The organism is Pseudomonas leptonychotis (assembly GCF_004920405.1).
GTDB classification, from domain to species: domain Bacteria; phylum Pseudomonadota; class Gammaproteobacteria; order Pseudomonadales; family Pseudomonadaceae; genus Aquipseudomonas; species Aquipseudomonas leptonychotis.
The window spans coordinates 262,715-280,212 of the sequence record NZ_RFLV01000003.1 but is presented as its reverse complement, the minus strand read 5'-3'; the positions used below and the strand labels follow the sequence as shown (position 1 = coordinate 280,212).

The following is a 17,498-nucleotide window of genomic DNA, read 5'->3' as shown; positions in this document are numbered from 1 at the left end:
GTTGTGCAAAAGCCGGAGCGTTCAACCTCCGGCTTTTTTATGCCGCTTTAACGCATAAAGACTGTGTCGATACGGGGTGAATGGCGGCGATTATTTGCCTTGTGCGGGCGGGCGCACGCCGATTTCAGCGGTCAGTTGCAATGGTTTGCTATTGCGCAGGATGTCGATGCGGATCTTATCGCCCGGTTTGGCGCGGGCCACTTGGTTCATTGAGCGGCGGCCATCACCGGCTGCTTCACCGTCGATGCTGAGGATCAGGTCGCCCGGTTGCAAGCCAGCCTTCTGCGCAGGACCGTCGCGATAGATGCCGGCCACGACAATGCCGGGGCGACCATCCAGGCCAAAGGACTCTGCCAGTTCCGGCGTCAGTGGTTGCACTTCAATACCCAGCCAGCCACGAATCACCTGGCCATGCTCGATAATCGCCCGCATCACCTCCATGGCCAGTTTCACCGGGATGGCAAAGCCGATGCCTTGCGAGCCGCCAGACTTGGAGAATATGGCGGTGTTGATACCGACTAAATTGCCGTAGGCGTCGACCAGTGCACCGCCGGAATTGCCGGGGTTGATCGCCGCGTCAGTCTGGATAAAGTCTTCATAGGTATTAAGGCCCAGCTGGTTGCGCCCGGTGGCGCTGATGATGCCCATGGTCACGGTCTGACCGACCCCAAAAGGGTTGCCGATGGCCAGGCTGACGTCACCAATGCGGATGTTATCCGAGCGGCCTAGGGTGATGAACGGTAGGTTTTGCAGGTCGATCTTCAGCACCGCCAGATCCGTTTCCGGGTCACTGCCAATCAGTCGTGCCAGGGTTTCGCGGCCGTCTTTTAGTGCCACTACTATCTGGTCGGCATCGGCGACCACGTGGTTATTGGTCAGCAGATAGCCTTCCGGGCTCATGATAACGGCCGAACCTAGGCTCGATTCCATGCGCCGCTGCTTGGGCAGGTTGTCGCCGAAGAACTTGCGAAACTGTGGGTCTTCAAACAGTGGATGGGTGGACTTGTTTGAGTACTTGGTGGTGTACAGGTTAGCGACGGCGGGGGAGGCGGTCGTAACCGCTTCGGCATAGGACACCGGGCCTTCCTGCATGCGGCTATAGAACGGCGCTTGGCGCACGTTGACATCCTGCCCCGGTAAACCGACCCATTGAGGGAAATATTGCATGATCAGCAGTGCCGATAGCACGCCGACCAGCAGGGGCCAGCCGAATATACGCAGGGCCTTGAACATCGATCCAATCCTGAGGGTTGCGAGGGGCGGGCACGCCCCTTAAGGTGCGCCATTATAGGGAAGCGGCTGGTAATAAAGCAGCGCCTCGTAACGCTTGATTAAGGAAACGCTATGGCTATTGCCCTGACAACTCTGGTGGAGGAAGCGGACCGCTACCTGAATGCTGCGCGTATCAGTGATTATTGCCCCAATGGTCTGCAGGTCGAGGGGCGCCCGCAGGTACGCCGCATCGTCAGTGGCGTGACGGCCAGCCAGGCGCTGATCGATGCCGCCGTCGAGGCTGAAGCGGATGTACTGCTGGTGCATCATGGTTACTTCTGGAAGGGCGAAAACCCCTGCATCACTGGGATGAAGCGCCGGCGTTTACAGACCCTGCTGGCCAATGACATCAGCCTGCTGGCCTATCATCTGCCGCTCGACGTGCATCCCGAGGTGGGCAATAACGTGCAACTGGCGGCGCAGTTGGGCATTACCGTGGAAGGCCCGTTGGAACCGGGAAACCCGCGCACCGTAGGCCTGATCGGTTCGCTCGCCGAAGCCATGAGCCCACATGATTTTGCCCGTCATGTGCAGCAAGTGCTCGGACGTGAGCCGCTGCTGGTCGAGGGGCGCGAGATGATTCGCCGTATTGGCTGGTGCACGGGTGGCGGTCAGGGCTACATCGATCAAGCCATCTCTGCCGGAGTTGACCTGTACCTGACGGGGGAAGCCTCTGAGCAAACATTCCACAGTGCGCGGGAAAATGGCATCAGCTTTATTGCGGCCGGTCACCACGCGACTGAGCGTTACGGGGTCCAGGCTTTAGGTGAATACCTGGCCAAGCGCTTCGCCACCGAGCATCTCTTTATCGATTGTCCCAACCCCATCTGAGGCCGGATTACGGCCTCTTGTGCAGGCATAAAGCTAGATCGTTTCGATCTAACCGCTCTCCTGATTAGACGAAGGTGCTGTGCTAGAGTGCGCCTTCGTCCGCGGCCGCCGGCCCAAACACATTGCAACGCGTGAGTAGCCATGCTCGATAAACTGACCCACCTGAAACAGCTTGAGGCGGAAAGTATCCACATCATTCGTGAAGTGGCCGCCGAATTCGATAACCCGGTAATGCTCTATTCCATCGGTAAAGACTCCGCGGTGATGCTGCATCTGGCGCGCAAGGCGTTTTTCCCTGGCAAGCTGCCGTTCCCGGTGATGCACATCGATACTCGCTGGAAATTCCAGGAGATGTACGCTTTTCGCGAGAAAATGGTCAACGAGTATGGCCTTGAACTGATCACCCACATCAATCCTGATGGCGTGGCGCAGGACATGAACCCCTTCACCTACGGCAGTGCCAAGCACACCGACGTGATGAAGACCGAGGGCCTCAAGCAGGCACTGGATCAGTACGGCTTCGATGCCGCCTTTGGTGGCGCGCGCCGCGACGAAGAGAAATCCCGCGCTAAAGAGCGCGTGTATTCCTTCCGCGATAGCAAGCACCGCTGGGACCCGAAGAATCAGCGCCCCGAGCTGTGGAATGTGTACAACGGCAACGTCAAGAAGGGCGAGTCGATCCGCGTATTCCCGCTGTCCAACTGGACCGAGCTGGATATCTGGCAGTACATCTATCTGGAAAGCATCCCGATCGTGCCGCTGTACTTCGCCGAAGAGCGCGAAGTGATCGAGATGAACGGCGCGTTGATCATGATCGACGACGAGCGCATCCTCGAACACCTCACCCCAGAACAGAAAGCCAGCATCCATAAGAAGATGGTGCGCTTCCGTACCCTGGGCTGCTACCCGCTGACTGGCGCGGTGGAGTCCACGGCAACCAGTTTGCCGGAAATCATTCAGGAAATGCTGTTGGCCAAAACCTCTGAGCGCCAAGGCCGAGTCATCGACCATGACTCCAGCGGCTCGATGGAAGAGAAGAAACGTCAGGGCTATTTCTAAGCAGGGGTTAATATGTCGCACCAATCCGAATTGATCAGCGAGGACATCCTCGCCTACCTGGGCCAGCACGAGCGTAAAGAGCTGTTGCGCTTTCTTACCTGCGGCAACGTCGACGACGGTAAAAGCACCCTGATTGGCCGTCTGCTGCATGACTCCAAGATGATCTATGAAGACCATCTGGATGCCATCACCAAAGACTCGAAAAAGGTCGGCACCACTGGTGAAGACATCGACTTGGCGCTGCTGGTCGATGGCCTGCAGGCCGAGCGCGAGCAAGGCATCACCATCGATGTGGCCTATCGCTATTTCAGCACCACCAGGCGCAAGTTCATCATCGCCGACACCCCTGGCCATGAGCAGTACACGCGCAACATGGCCACAGGCGCGTCCAACTGCGACCTGGCGATTATTCTGATCGACGCCCGTTACGGCGTGCAGACTCAGACCAAGCGCCACAGCTTTATCGCCTCCTTGCTGGGCATCAAGCACATCGTCATTGCGGTCAACAAGATGGACCTCAAGGGCTTCGATCAGGGCGTGTTTGAGCAGATCAAGGCCGACTACTTGGCGTTTGTTGAAGGCATTGCCTTCAAGCCAAGTTCGATGCACTTCGTGCCGATGTCGGCGCTCAAGGGCGACAATGTGGTTAACAAGAGCGAGCAGTCGCCTTGGTACGACGGCCAGTCGCTGATGGAAATTCTTGAGACTGTTGAGGTGGCAGGCGACCGTAACTTCGATGACCTGCGCTTCCCGGTGCAGTACGTCAACCGCCCCAACCTCAACTTCCGTGGTTTCGCCGGCACCCTGGCCAGCGGCATCGTGCGCAAGGGTGACGAGGTTATCGCGCTGCCATCGGGCAAAGGCAGCAAGGTCAAGTCCATCGTCACCTTTGACGGTGAGTTGGAGCAGGCCGGCCCAGGCCAGGCGATTACCATCACCCTGGAAGACGAAATCGACGTGTCGCGTGGCGACATGCTGGTGCATGGCGATAACCGCCCGCAGGTGGTCGACAGCTTCGATGCCATGCTGGTGTGGATGGCCGAAGAGCCGATGCTGCCGGGCAAGAAATACGACATCAAACGCGCCACCAGCTATGTGCCAGGCTCGATTGCCAGCATCGCTCACCGGGTGGATGTAAATACCCTGGAAGAGGGTGCGGCGAGCAGCTTGCAACTCAACGAAATCGGCCAGGTGCGCATCGCACTGGATGCACCGATTGCGCTGGACGGCTATGCGCACAACCGCACCACCGGCTCGTTTATCATCATTGATCGTCTGACCAACGGCACCGTTGGCGCGGGCATGATCATCGCCGAACCCATAGGTGTGCAGAGCTCGGGCGGTCATCACGGCAAGCTGGCTCACGTTTCCACAGAGGAGCGTGCTGCGCGTCTCGGTCAGCAGCCGGCAACTGTGCTGTTCAGTGGCCTGTCGGGCGCTGGTAAGAGCACTCTGGCCTATGCGGTGGAACGCAAGCTGTTTGACATGGGTCGTGCGGTCTATGTGCTGGATGGCCAGAACCTGCGTCACGACCTGAACAAAGGTCTGCCGCAGGACCGTGCCGGGCGTACCGAGAACTGGCGTCGTGCGGCTCACGTTGCACGTCAGTTCAACGAAGCCGGCTTGCTGACGTTGGCGGCCTTTGTCGCGCCAGATGCTGAAGGGCGCGAGCAAGCCAAATCGCTGATCGGTGCTGAGCGCCTGATCACCGTGTATGTGCAGGCTTCACCGCAGGTCTGCGCCGAGCGTGACCCGCAGGGGCTGTATGCCGCCGCTGGCGACAACATTCCGGGCGAGTCCTTCCCGTACGACATCCCGCTGAATGCCGATCTGGTGATCGACACGCAGACGGCGTCGGTGGAAGACGGCGTCAAGCAGGTGTTGGCACTGCTGCGTGAGCGTGGCGCGATCTAAATCCGCGACAGAACAAAAAGCCCCGCCTAGCGCGGGGCTTTTTGTTGGCTGCCTGGTCGCCGCAGCAACCGAGTCAGTGACTATTACTTGTTCTTCAACCCGTAGCTTTCATCCAGCATGCCCGGTACGTCGGCATTTTTTGGTGCGTAGTCCTTGGGCATTTCGTGATGTGTCGGTGCTTTCAGGCGTTCGCGCTTTTCGCCGCTATCTTCTGTATGCAAGGTGGCGAGCAGGCGCTGGCGGGTGAGCTCGTCGAGGGCAAGGCGGTTGGCCCCGTCGGACAAGTGTTGCTGCACATCCAGTTGGGTCTGGCTGAGTTTCTTCACCAGATTGGCAGTGGTATTGAAGTGGGTAACCACTTCACTTTGGTAACTGTCGAAACGTTCTTGAATTTCGTCCAGCTGGCGTTGGGTGCGGCTTGGAGCTGCATTGGGTGCCAGGCGGGCGATCAGGAAGCCAATGGCAATGCCGGCTACCAGGGTAATGGCGGGTAGCAACCAGGCGGTGAGCGTCTGTTCCACGAGTCCTTCCTCTCTATACGGCTTTGCTTTACGTTAACGGCTCGAACCTGCGCTGTATACCGCAAAGCGCGCCATGTTATGTATGGCGTGTCTGCGTCGCAGGCTGTCAGCTAGACGAGTCGACCCACTGCGAGGTCACGGAGTTCCCTCTTGCTCACCCGCGAAACCCCTTTGATGATTGCCGGCCCCAGCGGCCAACTCGAAGCCCTCTGGCAGGATACCCCCGACGCCCGCGGGGTAGCGCTAATCTGTCACCCCAATCCGGTGCAGGGCGGCACCATGCTTAACAAGGTTGTTTCGACCTTGCAGCGTACGGCTCGCGACAATGGCCTGGCCACGTTGCGCTTTAATTACCGCGGCGTCGGTGCCAGCGCTGGCAGCCACGATATGGCCAGCGGTGAAGTGGATGATGCTGAGGCTGTGGCCAATTGGCTGCGTGCACAATATCCGCAGTTGCCGCTGACGCTGCTGGGCTTCTCCTTTGGTGGTTTTGTCGCCGCTGCCCTCGGCGCGCGTTTGGAAGCCCAAGGGGTGACGCTCAACAAGCTGTTTATGGTGGCCCCGGCGGTGCATCGCCTGACCGAAGAAAATCCCCCAGCCAGCAGTTGCCCGCTGATCCTGATTCAGCCCGAAGACGACGAAGTGATCGACCCGCAGGTGGTTTACGACTGGTCGGCAGCACTCGGACGTGCCCATGAGCTGCTGAAAGTGGCAGAATGCGGCCACTTTTTTCACGGCAAGTTAACGGATCTCAAAGATCTGTTGGCGCCGCGTCTTTGAACTGTTTGTAGCGCTGAAAACGCTCAACCGAATAAGCGAACGTTATGACCACTCGTATCCTTACCGGCATCACCACCACCGGCACCCCGCACCTGGGCAACTATGCGGGCGCGATTCGCCCGGCCATCGTTGCCAGTCGTGCCGCCGATGCTGACTCGTTCTACTTCCTCGCTGACTATCACGCACTGATCAAGTGCGACGAGCCGGCGCGTATCCAGCGTTCACGCCTGGAAATCGCGGCCACCTGGCTGGCGCTGGGGCTGGATACCGACAAGGCAACCTTCTACCGGCAGTCGGATATTCCTGAAATCCCCGAGCTGTGCTGGCTGCTGACCTGCGTTGCAGGCAAGGGCCTGCTTAACCGCGCCCACGCCTACAAGGCTTCGGTGGACAAGAACGTCGAGCAAGGTGAAGACCCGGATGCGGGCATCACCATGGGGCTGTTCAGTTACCCGGTGCTGATGGCGGCGGACATCTTGATGTTCAATGCGCACAAGGTGCCGGTTGGTCGCGACCAGATTCAGCACGTGGAAATGGCCCGCGATATCGCGCAGCGCTTCAACCACCTGTTTGGCCAGGGCAAGGAGCTGTTCACCCTGCCTGAAGCGGTGATCGAGGAAGACGTGGCGACCTTGCCCGGCCTCGACGGGCGCAAGATGAGCAAGAGCTACGACAACACCATCCCGTTGTTCGGCAGTGCCAAGCAGTTGAAGGACGCCGTTGCGCGAGTCGTCACTGACTCCAAACTGCCCGGCGAGCCGAAAGATCCGGACAGTTCGCACCTGTTTACTCTCTATCAAGCCTTTGCTGCACCCACCCAGCAGGCGGACTTTCGCGCAGCACTGCAAGACGGTCTGGGCTGGGGCGAAGCCAAGCAGGCGCTGTGCAGCCTGCTTGAAGCCGAGCTGGGTGAGGCCCGCGAGCGTTATCACGCGCTGATCGGAAAGCCGGCTGACCTGGAAGATATCCTGTTGGCCGGCGCCGCCAAGGCGCGCAAGACTGCCACGCCGTTTCTTGGCGAGCTGCGTGAGGCCGTGGGCCTGCGCTCTTTCCGCAGCCAGGCGAGCAGTGCTGCTGGCGAGAAGAAAAAAACCGGCAAGAGCGCGCGCTTTGTCAGCTTCCGCGACGATGACGGCAGCTTCCGCTTCCGCCTGCTGGATGCGGCAGGCGAGCAGTTGCTGCTGTCCAAGTCGTTCGCCGACGGCAAGGCCGCGGGTATGGTTAACAAGCGCCTGCAGTCTGGCGAAGCGCTGGATGTGCGTGAACAAGATGGTGGCTTCGGCGTCTGGTTGGACGACGAATGCGTGGCGCAAAGCCCAGCGTTCGCCGACAGCAGCGCCCGCCAGGCAGCCGTTCAGCGCTTGCGCGAGGCCTTGGCCCCAGCCGAGTAAACACTCGGTAGGCTGGGTTGAGCGAAACGATACCCATGGCGGCCATGCTTGATGGGTATCGCAGGCTCAACCCATCCTACGATTCTGGCGCCTCAGGCATGATGTGCGGATCGATGACTTTGTGGGAGGGGCTTTAGCCGCGACAGCTTGTTGGTGTCGCGGCTAAAGCCCCTCCCACGGATCGGTATGCCTTGATAAGCCGATTGCCAAGTAACGGGTGCGTCGCTAAAGTGACGCCCCCGTTTTACTTGCCCGGCTAACGAATTTATGACCCCCCTAGAACGCTACCAGGCCGACCTCAAACGCCCCGATTTCTTCCATGATGCCGCCCAGGAAACTGCGGTGCGCCATCTGCAGCGGCTGTATGACGACCTGGTCGCCAGTGAAAACGCGTCGACTGGGTTGCTAGGCAAGTTGTTTGGTAAGAAGCCGCAAGGGCCGGTCAAAGGGCTGTATTTCTGGGGTGGGGTCGGGCGCGGCAAGACCTATCTGGTTGACACTTTCTTCGATGCGCTGCCCTTCGACCGCAAGGTGCGCACCCACTTCCACCGCTTTATGAAGCGCGTGCACGAAGAAATGCGCACCCTCAAGGGCGAGAAGAACCCGCTGACCATTATCGGCAAGCGTTTCGCCGACGAGGCGCGGGTGATCTGCTTCGACGAGTTCTTCGTGTCCGACATTACTGACGCCATGATCCTGGCCACCTTGCTGGAGGAGCTGTTCAAGAATGGCGTGACCCTGGTGGCGACCTCCAACATCGTCCCTGACGGTCTGTACAAGGACGGTCTACAACGTGCGCGCTTCCTGCCGGCGATTGCCTTGGTTAAGCAGCACACCGATGTGGTCAACGTCGACAGTGGCGTCGATTACCGCCTGCGCGCCCTGGAGCAGGCCGAATTGTTCCACTGGCCGCTGGACGCTGAGGCCGAAGTCAGTTTGGAAAAGAGCTTCCGTAGCTTGTTGCCCGAGCACTGTCTGGTGGAAGAGAACAAGCCGTTGATGATCGAGAATCGCGCGATCATGGCGCGCAAAGAAGGCGACGACGTGGCCTGGTTTGAATTTCGCGAACTGTGCGATGGCCCACGCAGCCAGAACGACTACATCGAGCTGGGCAAGATCTTCCACGCGGTGATCCTGGCCAATGTCGAGCAGATGAGCGTGGCCAAGGAAGACATGGCGCGGCGCTTTATCAACTTGGTGGATGAGTTTTACGACCGTAACGTCAAACTGATCATCTCCGCCGAAGTGGAACTCAAAGATCTGTACACCGGCGGTCGCCTGACGTTCGAGTTCCAGCGCACCCTTAGCCGCTTGCTGGAAATGCAGTCTCACGAGTTCCTGGCGCGCGCGCACAAGCCTTAATCCAGCGCGTTTACGCCTGCAAATAGCCCGGATTTGTCCGGGCTATTTCGTTATTGCCCAGACTGATGTGTGTAAAGACAAGCGGGCCGCTTGCCGTCAGGCAGGATAAACTCAGCACCATCGCCTTTTAGCCCTTTGTGGTAACCCTATGACCTTTGCCTCCCTCGGTCTGATCGAGCCTCTGCTGCGCACCCTCGATAGCCTCGACTACAAAACCCCCACCGCCGTGCAGGCGCAGGCCATTGTGCCGATTCTTCAGGGTCGCGACCTGATGGCTGCGGCGCAGACCGGTACCGGCAAGACCGCCGGTTTTGCCCTGCCGGTGTTGCAGCGGCTGATGATGGAAGGCCCCGAGGTGGCGAGCAACTCAGTGCGGGCACTGGTGTTGGTGCCGACCCGCGAGCTGGCCGAACAGGTGTTGCAGAGCTTTGTGACCTACGGCCAACACCTGCCACTGCGCAGTTTTGCCGCGTATGGCGGGGTGAGTATCAACCCGCAGATGATGAAGCTGCGCAAAGGTGTGGATGTGCTGGTGGCCACGCCGGGGCGTTTGCTCGATCTTTACCGGCAGAAAGCGGTGAAGTTCAACCAGGTACAGACCCTGGTGCTGGACGAAGCCGACCGCATGCTCGACCTGGGTTTTGCCAGCGAGTTGGAGGATGTGTTTCGTGTGTTGCCGAAAAAGCGGCAAACCTTGCTGTTTTCCGCCACGTTCTCCGACGTCATCCGCAGCATGGCCAGCGAGATGCTCAATGACCCGCTGAGCATTGAGGTCAGCCCGCGTAATGCGGCGGCCAAATCGGTCAAGCAGTGGCTGATTCCTGTGGATAAAAAGCGCAAAGGCGAGCTATTTCTGCATCTGTATCAGACCAAGCGCTGGAGTCAGGCGCTGGTGTTCGTGAAAACCCGCAAGGGTGTTGATGAGCTGGAAGCCGAGTTGCAGCGTCACGGCATCAGCGCCGACGCGATCCATGGCGACAAGCCCCAGGCCACGCGGCAGCGGGCTTTGCAGCGGTTCAAGGACGGTGAGGTCAAGGTGCTGGTGGCAACCGATGTGGCGGCCCGTGGTCTGGATATCGATACCATGCCGTTGGTGGTGAATTTCGACCTGCCCACCGTCGCCGAGGACTATGTGCACCGCATCGGCCGTACCGGGCGTGCCGGCTCCACGGGGCAGGCGGTGTCGCTGGTCTGCGCTGATGAAGTGCAGCTGTTGTCGGCCATCGAAACCCTGACCCAGCAAGTGCTGCAGCGTGTCGATGAGCCCGACTTCATCCCCGATCACCGCGTCCCGCAAACCCTTCCAGGCGGTCAGGTGGTGAAAAAGCCGAAGAAGGCCAAGAAGCCGAAAGTGGTTGGCGGCGGTAAGAGCGGGAGTCTGGGCCGCTGGATGGAGACCGATGAGCCGGCAGCTCCCGTTGTCAAAGCCGTGCGCAAGGTGCCGAGCTTTGGTGGCGTAGCCGGCAAGCCGGGGAAATTTACCAAGTAGCCTCAGGCTTGTGCGGCGGTTTGCGCGGCGGCTTGGGCCGCTGCCAGCTGCTTCTTGTGGGTAGCGGCGGCGGTCATGTCGTAGATCACCACGCAGATGTGCTCGACCTCGCCGGTGGCGCCGGCCAGGGGTAACAGGGTGACGTTCTGGTACATAAATTCTTCCTGCCCGGTGATGGGTTGGTAATTCTTGAAGTGCATCAGGTACGGGTGCTGCTCCCATAGGCTGAACGCACGGGTGCCCAGTTGCACAACCGTATCGACCTTACGTTTTAACCAAACCTCGTTTATCTCTGGGAACAGGCTGAACAGGGTTTTGCCGTGCACCTCATCCGGGCCCATGCCGGAGTGGTTTTCCATAAAACTGTTCCATACCTCGACCTGATATTGGCGGTCGAGCACGATGACGCCAACGTCGATGCACTGCACGATGTCGAGCAGCCAGTGCACTTCTTTAATATCAATCTGTGCGGGCATAGGTGGGTGGCCTAGTTCATCAGGTAGTTGAGCTTGTTGGTCAGACGTTTGATCGAGTCTTCGGTAAACAGCAGCAGCAAGTCGAAGTGAATGTTGTGCGCCTCCAGGCTGTAGCTGACTTCCACTGCCAGGGTCTTTTTCCAGCGCCGCTGATTGAGGTGAATCAGTTGCTCGATGGAAGAGTGTTGGCCGAGCAGTTGCGGATGCCCCTGGGAAAAGCGCACATCGATCTGCTCAGCGATCCCGGAGAGGCATGCTCCGATGATGATACTGGCCAGATCCAGCAGCATTTCCGAGGTTTCCAGGTCGTCTTTGGGCTGCCAGTTGAGCAAGCGCGCCATGTCGGCCACTTCCGAATCATGGAACAGCAGCAGTGATTCACCAGCGATGCCGTCGCCGATAAAGCCCTGGCATACGGCGCTCATGCGCTCGCCATGCATGGCGTCGGTGAGGGTCATGTGCAGTTCGCTGACTTCGAAGATATTCACCTGCGGCACCGGCAGCTGTACGAACACGCCGAGTGCTTTGGCCAGTAACGCGGCGGCGCGGCCCATGGCAACGTTGGTGATCTCACGCAGGGCATCGCGGAAGTTAACCTTGAGGTCATCCAGTAGTGCGGCTTGGGCTACGGCGCCGGGCGTGGCTTTGGGGTCGAACAAGCCGAGTTCGAGCAGGGTGCTACGCAGAACTTCGGGGTCAGCAGGTTTCTTGATAAAGGCCAGGGCACCGAGTTCCTTGACCCGGCGTACAGCTTCATCCTGTACGTCGCCGGAGACCACCAGCACCTTGCAAGCCAAACCTTCGGCACGGATCGCCGCCAAGGTTTCGTAGCCGTCCATTACCGGCATGGTCAGGTCCAACAGCATCACCTGACCAAGGCCCTGACGCAGCGCAGTAAGGGCTTCCTGGCCGTTGGTGGCCTGGCTGATGGTCACCGGCCATTCGGGAGGCAGGGCGCGGATCAATTGCTTGCGCGCCATGTTGGAGTCGTCGCAGACCACTAGAGGAATCAAGGCGAAAGATTACCTGTGCGCGTGGAAGAACACCGCTCTGGGACGGTTTTCACTCAGCATAGCCGCTTAGGCTTTTGTGCGGGGTGCTTATTCGGTCGGGTTTTGCAGCCATTCGAGGGCGCCAAGGGCGGCGCGGCGGCCGCTGGCGAAGCAGGCAGTCAACAAATAGCCCCCGGTTGGAGCTTCCCAATCGAGCATTTCTCCGGCGCAGAAGGTGCCGGGCAGTGGCTTGAGCATCAGGTGTTTATCAAGCTGCTCGAAAGGTACCCCGCCAGCCGTGCTGATAGCTTCATCCAGCGGACGCGGGCGTATCAGGGTAATGGGCAGGGCCTTTATGGCGTTGGCTAGCTGCTTTGGGGCGTCGAAGCATGCCGCGCTAGCCAGCTCGCGTAGCAGAGCGGCTTTGACGCCATCGATGCCAGCCTGGCGATGCAGGTGTTTGGCCATCGATTGTGAGCCGCGGGGTTTGCTTAGGGCAGCAAGCAGCTTGCTCAGCGGCGTTTGTGGCAGCAGGTCGAGGTGCACCGTGGCGCTGCCGTGCCGGTTGATCGTCTCGCGTATGTTTGCCGACAGGGCATACACCAGGCTGCCTTCGATGCCACCGGCGGTCAGTACGAACTCACCGAGACGCGGCGTTTCATCCGGTAGATTGAGGCTGACGTTCTTTAATGGTGCGCCGGCAAACTTATCGCGCAGAAACGGGCTCCAGGCCGCCACATCAAAGCCGCAGTTGCTCGCTTGCAAAGGCGCGAGCTGCACGCCGCGCGCCTCTAACAGCGTCACCCAGGCCGCGTCCGAACCCAGCCGCGCCCAGCTGCCGCCGCCGAGGGCCAGCAGCGTGGCGTCAACGGTTACGGTTTGTTCGCCGGCTGGCGAATGGATCAGCAAGGCGCCTTGGGTATCCCAACCCAGCCAACGATGGCGGGTATGGATCTGCACACCCAACTCGCGCAGGCGCTTGAGCCAGGCGCGTAGTAGTGGCGCTGCTTTCATGTCAGTCGGGAATACCCGGCCCGAGGTGCCGACAAAGGTGTCGATGCCCAGCCCGTGAATCCAAGCGCGCAAGGCATTGGCATCGAAGTTCTGCAGTAGCTCGGCCATTTCAAGCTGGCGCTCACCATAGCGGGCGACAAAGGCCGGTTTGGCTTCGGAATGGGTGATGTTCATGCCGCCCACGCCGGCCAGCAGAAACTTGCGCCCCACCGAGGGCATGCCGTCGTACAGATCTACCTGCGCGCCACCCTGGGCCAGCACTTCGGCGGCCATTAGCCCGGCGGGGCCGCCGCCGATAATGGCAACGCGAGGGGCAGGCTGTTGGGTAATGCTGGTCATGATGAGATCAGGGACGGTGAGCGGGTGGGCATTCTAACCGAGGCCGCCTTGGCCTTGTCATTTCGACGAGCTTCGGGCACGGTCGCGGTTGAGCCTTTTTCTGACTGGAGCTTTGTATGTCTGACCTCTACCCCAGTATCGACCCCGACGGTCTGATCGAATATTCGGTGGTCTACACCGACCGCTCCCTCAATCACATGTCGCAGTCGTTTCAGGGCGTGATGAAGGATATTTCCAGCACCCTGAAACAGGTCTACAACGCCCATGCTGTGGCTGTTGTGCCCGGTAGTGGGACTTACGGTATGGAAGCGGTCGCGCGCCAGCTGGCCACCGGGCAGAAGTGCCTGGTGCTGCGCAATGGCTGGTTCAGCTACCGCTGGACGCAGATTTTCGAGATGGGCCAGATACCGTCTGAAGCGATTGTGCTCAAGGCCCGGCCGGTGGCGAGCAGCAGTCAGGCGGCGTTTACTCCGCCGGCGCTGGCTGATGTGTTGGCGGTCATCGCTGTAGAAAAGCCTCAGGTGGTCTTCGCTCCGCATGTTGAAACGTCTTCCGGGATGATCCTGCCGGATGGCTACCTGCGCGCCGTGGCGGATGCCGTGCACGCAGTTGGCGGCTTGTTTGTGCTCGATTGCATCGCCTCCGGCACCCTCTGGGTAGACATGCAGGCGTGCGGTATTGACGTACTGATCAGTGCGCCACAGAAAGGCTGGAGCGCCTCGCCGTGCTGCGCCTTGGTGATGCTCAGTGAAGCGGCCCAGGCTCGCGTTGAAGCCACCCAGAGCACCAGCTTTGCCTGCGACCTGAAGAAATGGCTGCAAATCATGCAGGCCTACGAGCAAGGCGGCCATGCCTACCACGCGACCATGCCCAGCGATGCCCTGGCACGTTTCCGCGATGCCATGCGTGAGGCTGAGACCCTCGGTTTCGCCACGGTGCGTGAGCAGCAGCAGGAACTCGGCGATCGGGTGCGTGCCATGCTGGCCGGCAAGGGCTTTAACAGCGTCGCCGCGCCAGGCTTCGAGGCGCCTGGGGTGGTGGTGTGCTACACCGACGATGCGCAAATCAAAAACGGCAGCAAGTTTGCCGCTCTAGGTTTGCAAATCGCCGCGGGGGTACCGCTGCAATGCGATGAGCCCGCGGATTTTCAGACCTTCCGTGTCGGCCTGTTCGGGTTGGATAAGCTGAGCAATATCGAGCGCACTGTAGCGACGCTAGAGCAGGCGCTGGATAAGGTGTTGGCGGGGTAACGCCCCAGCGCCGCTATATACGCCGCTGCTGGGCGCTCAATACCAAAGCGATACCGCCGAGCACCGCAGCGGCGCTAAGCAGCAGGCGTAGCGTTAGGCTCTCGTTGAGCAGCAGGCTGCCGGCCAGTGCGGCGATGATCGGTACGCTGAGCTGCACGCAGGCCGCTTGAAAGGATTGCAGGCCACGCAGCGCGCTGTACCAGATGGCGTAACCGACCCCAGAAGTCAGTGCACCTGACAGCAGGGCATAGACCAGCCCCGGCACGTCCAAGCTGGCCTGCGTTATAAACAGGGCGCTGAGCCCCAATGTCATAGGCACGGCGCGCAAAAAGTTACCGGCGGTGGCCGCCAGCGGGTCTTTTACTCCGCGTCCTAGCAGGGAGTAAACGGTCCAGGCGACGCCCGCCACAATCATCAGCAACGCGGGCCCAGCTGGCGGTCTGCTGGCCCCTGGCAAGAGCAGCACGAGCAAGCCCGCGAACGCCAGGAGTAAGCCGCTACACCCCATCAAGTTAAGACGCTCGCCGCGATGCAGGCCCCAGGCGAGCATGCTCAGTTGTACTGCGCCGAACAGAATCAAAGCGCCTGCGCCGGCATCCAGATTGATATAGGCAAAGGAGAACGCGGCCGCGTAGGCAAACAGTGCCGCCGCTGCTGGCCAGCTGCCGGCGTTGCCACGGCTGGCCGTGCGCATGCGCAGCAGTAACCACAGGGTCAGGGCGCCCGCGAGCAGGCGCAGGCTGGTGAAACTGGCGGCATCGATTGCAGTTTCGCGCAGCGCTAGTCGGCACAGCAGCGAGTTGCCGGCAAAGGTCAGCATGGCCAGAGCCGTCAGCAGTAAAGTTCGAGTGTTCATAAGTCATACGCGGTTCGAGGACGGGCCATCTAAGCACAGCTATGCCACTGCTGCCGGCCCGCAGACTGCGTCTTTAGTCGCAAATGACTGATGCGTCTGGGGCGAAACTCAGGCGCGCTCCAGTACCCAGCGGTCTTCTGCACGGAAGGCAATCAGCAGCAGACTGGCGGCGAAGATGATCAGTGACGGATAGAACAAGGCATTGCTGCCGCTGAACACCCAGCCCCAGGGGTCGAGTACCGATTTGGCTACCGCCAGCAGCGAGGCGCTGTTGAACAGCACTTGCAGCGGGTACACCCAGCGGCGTGCAAAACCTACCACCACAGCCAGCCCTACCAGCATCTGCAGCACGCCGGCGCCCTGCAAGGCGCTCTCAGCGGCGAGAAAGCCAAAGTAGAACTTGTTGGCCACTGCCATGCCGTGCTCGACGTTGAACACCTTGTCGGCCCCCCAGATCACCAGCAGCCAACCCAGTGAGATACGCAGTAATAACAAGCTGATCTGTTGCATTGATTAACTCCGAGTGCTCGCCGATCGGCGGCTGCTGGGGAATAGGTATGGGGGTTACGACGTTGCGTTATTGGCCTGCGGCGAGCTGGCGGGCCACGTCACTAAAGTCGTCGAGCGTGAGATCGGGTTGAACATCCCAGGGGTCAAAAATTGCCTGTGGGTCACGACGTAGCCAGGCTGTGGATAAACCCGCGTGAGCCGCGCCGAGGATGTCGAACGGGTTCGACGAAACCAGGCGTATCTTGCTGGCGGGTAGGCCGCAGGTTTGCGCCAGGTGAGCGTAAACCTTGGGATCTGGTTTGAAGGACTGCACATCCTCGACGCTGACCACCGCCGCAAAATACTGCGCAATCTCTGCACGCTCGAGTAGCTGCTGCACGGCCGCGCGGCTGCCATTGGAGAACGCATACAGCGGTATGCCTTGCTGCTGCAGTGCCTCAAGCCCGGCGGGTACGTCGGCAAAGGCCGCCAGCTCGGCATAGGCCAACATGGCTTGCTCAACCGCCGCCGCGCTGATGGCCACCTGGTGTTGCTGGCAGGCAAATAACAGTGCTTGGCGGGTGCATACGGAGAAATCGCAGTAATCCCCCATCAGGCCACGGCGAAAGCTGTATTCCAGCTGCTTCTGCCGCCACAGCTGTGACACCGCCGGGGCTTTAGCGCCGATCAGTTCACTCAGACGCGTAAGCACGGCCTGGGTGTCGATCAGGGTTCCGTAGATATCAAATGCCACTGCGCGGGTCATATAAGCATCCACTGTTTACTGAGAGAGGGCGTGTCAGGCGAGCCCGGCACGTGCCGGGCTTATCATCGAGTTATTTCTTTTCCCAGGCATACACCTCAAACACCTTATCCACCGGGGTTTGTGCAATGTGGTTGGTGTAGTTGCTCATGACCTTCTGGCTCAGGCCGAGAATGACCTCCAGCACATTGCGCTGGGTGTAACCGGCTGCGTAGAAGGCGGCTAGCTGCTTGGCTTCAAGCTCGCCGCGCTGGCGCACCATGGCCAGGGTGAAGTCGCGCAGGGCTTCCAGCTTCGGCGTAGGCAGTGGTGTTTCGTCGCGCAGAGCGTTGTTGATCTCGTCCGATACCTTCATCAGCTTGGCGATGCCGGTGTGGGCCGGTACGCAGTAATGGCAGGCGTGTTCGACGTTGATGGTTTGCCACACCACGGTCTTTTCGTCGGCATCGAAGCTGCTGTTGAGAAACAGGCCGTGCAGCACCTGGTAGCCATCGAGCAGTTCAGGAGACTCGGCCATTACGGCATGCAGGCCCGGTACTCGGCCGAAGGCTTTCTGCGATTTTTCCAGCAGTGGCTTGGCGGCTTCGCTGGCGCTGTGCTGGTCGTGCAGGGTGAAAGAACTCATGACGTAACCCTTTATTTGAGTGATCGTTCAATAATTGAATGGCCACCGTAATTGAATAAAGAGAGGCGATCAAGT

17 protein-coding genes are annotated in these 17,498 nt (G+C 59.9%); 8 read left to right on the top strand and 9 right to left on the bottom strand.

Going from position 1 to position 17,498, the window contains the following annotated elements:
• Window positions 1-90: 90 nt before the first annotated feature.
• The gene (algW, locus tag D8779_RS15600) at window positions 91-1,233 is read right to left on the bottom strand and encodes a Do family serine endopeptidase AlgW (protein ID WP_136665409.1); all 1,143 of its coding nucleotides are present in this window, start codon (window positions 1,231-1,233) and stop codon (window positions 91-93) included.
• A 111-nt stretch (window positions 1,234-1,344) separates the two neighbouring features.
• Here algW and D8779_RS15595 point away from each other — a divergent pair, with 111 nt between their 5' ends.
• The 3 genes from D8779_RS15595 (at window position 1,345) to cysN (ending at window position 5,076) form a co-directional block, all read left to right on the top strand.
• Window positions 1,345-2,103 (top strand): Nif3-like dinuclear metal center hexameric protein, encoded by a 759-nt coding sequence (locus D8779_RS15595; protein WP_136665408.1) that lies wholly within the window; start codon window positions 1,345-1,347, stop codon window positions 2,101-2,103.
• Window positions 2,104-2,244: 141 nt separating this feature from the next.
• Entirely contained in the window at window positions 2,245-3,162 is a 918-nt protein-coding gene (gene cysD, locus D8779_RS15590; RefSeq protein WP_136665407.1) for a sulfate adenylyltransferase subunit CysD, read from the top strand.
• A gap of 12 nt (window positions 3,163-3,174) precedes the next feature.
• Window positions 3,175-5,076, top strand: a complete 1,902-nt coding sequence (gene cysN, locus D8779_RS15585) for a sulfate adenylyltransferase subunit CysN (protein WP_136665406.1) — start codon at window positions 3,175-3,177, stop codon at window positions 5,074-5,076.
• Window positions 5,077-5,159: 83 nt separating this feature from the next.
• On the opposite strand, the gene D8779_RS15580 is transcribed toward cysN, so the two are convergent.
• Entirely contained in the window at window positions 5,160-5,597 is a 438-nt protein-coding gene (locus D8779_RS15580; protein ID WP_136665405.1) for a Z-ring associated ZapG family protein, read from the bottom strand.
• A 150-nt stretch (window positions 5,598-5,747) separates the two neighbouring features.
• Here D8779_RS15580 and D8779_RS15575 point away from each other — a divergent pair, with 150 nt between their 5' ends.
• From D8779_RS15575 to D8779_RS15560, 4 genes are all read left to right on the top strand, one after another.
• A complete protein-coding gene (locus D8779_RS15575; RefSeq protein ID WP_136665404.1) occupies window positions 5,748-6,377 on the top strand; it encodes an alpha/beta hydrolase in 630 nt (209 codons plus the stop codon).
• A gap of 44 nt (window positions 6,378-6,421) precedes the next feature.
• Window positions 6,422-7,768 (top strand): tryptophan--tRNA ligase, encoded by a 1,347-nt coding sequence (locus tag D8779_RS15570; protein ID WP_136665403.1) that lies wholly within the window; start codon window positions 6,422-6,424, stop codon window positions 7,766-7,768.
• Between the two features lie 267 nt (window positions 7,769-8,035).
• Entirely contained in the window at window positions 8,036-9,130 is a 1,095-nt protein-coding gene (zapE, locus tag D8779_RS15565) for a cell division protein ZapE (RefSeq protein ID WP_136665402.1), read from the top strand.
• A 148-nt stretch (window positions 9,131-9,278) separates the two neighbouring features.
• The gene (locus D8779_RS15560) at window positions 9,279-10,619 is read left to right on the top strand and encodes an RNA helicase RhlE1 (RefSeq protein ID WP_136665401.1); all 1,341 of its coding nucleotides are present in this window, start codon (window positions 9,279-9,281) and stop codon (window positions 10,617-10,619) included.
• Between the two features lie 2 nt (window positions 10,620-10,621).
• On the opposite strand, the gene D8779_RS15555 is transcribed toward D8779_RS15560, so the two are convergent.
• From D8779_RS15555 to D8779_RS15545, 3 genes are all read right to left on the bottom strand, one after another.
• Entirely contained in the window at window positions 10,622-11,095 is a 474-nt protein-coding gene (locus D8779_RS15555; protein ID WP_136665400.1) for a PAS domain-containing protein, read from the bottom strand.
• 11 nt (window positions 11,096-11,106) lie between these two features.
• Entirely contained in the window at window positions 11,107-12,075 is a 969-nt protein-coding gene (locus D8779_RS15550) for a response regulator (protein ID WP_405120081.1), read from the bottom strand.
• Between the two features lie 120 nt (window positions 12,076-12,195).
• Complete coding sequence (locus D8779_RS15545; protein ID WP_136665398.1) at window positions 12,196-13,440, bottom strand: TIGR03862 family flavoprotein; 1,245 nt, start codon at window positions 13,438-13,440, stop codon at window positions 12,196-12,198.
• A 116-nt stretch (window positions 13,441-13,556) separates the two neighbouring features.
• Here D8779_RS15545 and D8779_RS15540 point away from each other — a divergent pair, with 116 nt between their 5' ends.
• Window positions 13,557-14,690 carry an aminotransferase class V-fold PLP-dependent enzyme gene (locus D8779_RS15540; protein WP_136665397.1) on the top strand — a complete coding sequence of 378 codons (1,134 nt, stop codon included), beginning with the start codon at window positions 13,557-13,559 and terminating at the stop codon, window positions 14,688-14,690.
• A gap of 13 nt (window positions 14,691-14,703) precedes the next feature.
• On the opposite strand, the gene D8779_RS15535 is transcribed toward D8779_RS15540, so the two are convergent.
• The 4 genes from D8779_RS15535 to D8779_RS15520 form a co-directional block, all read right to left on the bottom strand.
• Window positions 14,704-15,546 (bottom strand): DMT family transporter, encoded by an 843-nt coding sequence (locus tag D8779_RS15535; protein ID WP_136665396.1) that lies wholly within the window; start codon window positions 15,544-15,546, stop codon window positions 14,704-14,706.
• Window positions 15,547-15,654: 108 nt separating this feature from the next.
• A complete protein-coding gene (locus D8779_RS15530; protein ID WP_136665395.1) occupies window positions 15,655-16,056 on the bottom strand; it encodes a DoxX family membrane protein in 402 nt (133 codons plus the stop codon).
• 67 nt (window positions 16,057-16,123) lie between these two features.
• On the bottom strand, window positions 16,124-16,801 hold the full coding sequence (locus tag D8779_RS15525) for a haloacid dehalogenase type II (RefSeq protein ID WP_136665394.1): 678 nt from the start codon (window positions 16,799-16,801) through the stop codon (window positions 16,124-16,126).
• Between the two features lie 70 nt (window positions 16,802-16,871).
• Window positions 16,872-17,423, bottom strand: a complete 552-nt coding sequence (locus tag D8779_RS15520) for a carboxymuconolactone decarboxylase family protein (protein ID WP_136665393.1) — start codon at window positions 17,421-17,423, stop codon at window positions 16,872-16,874.
• Window positions 17,424-17,498 lie beyond the last annotated feature (75 nt).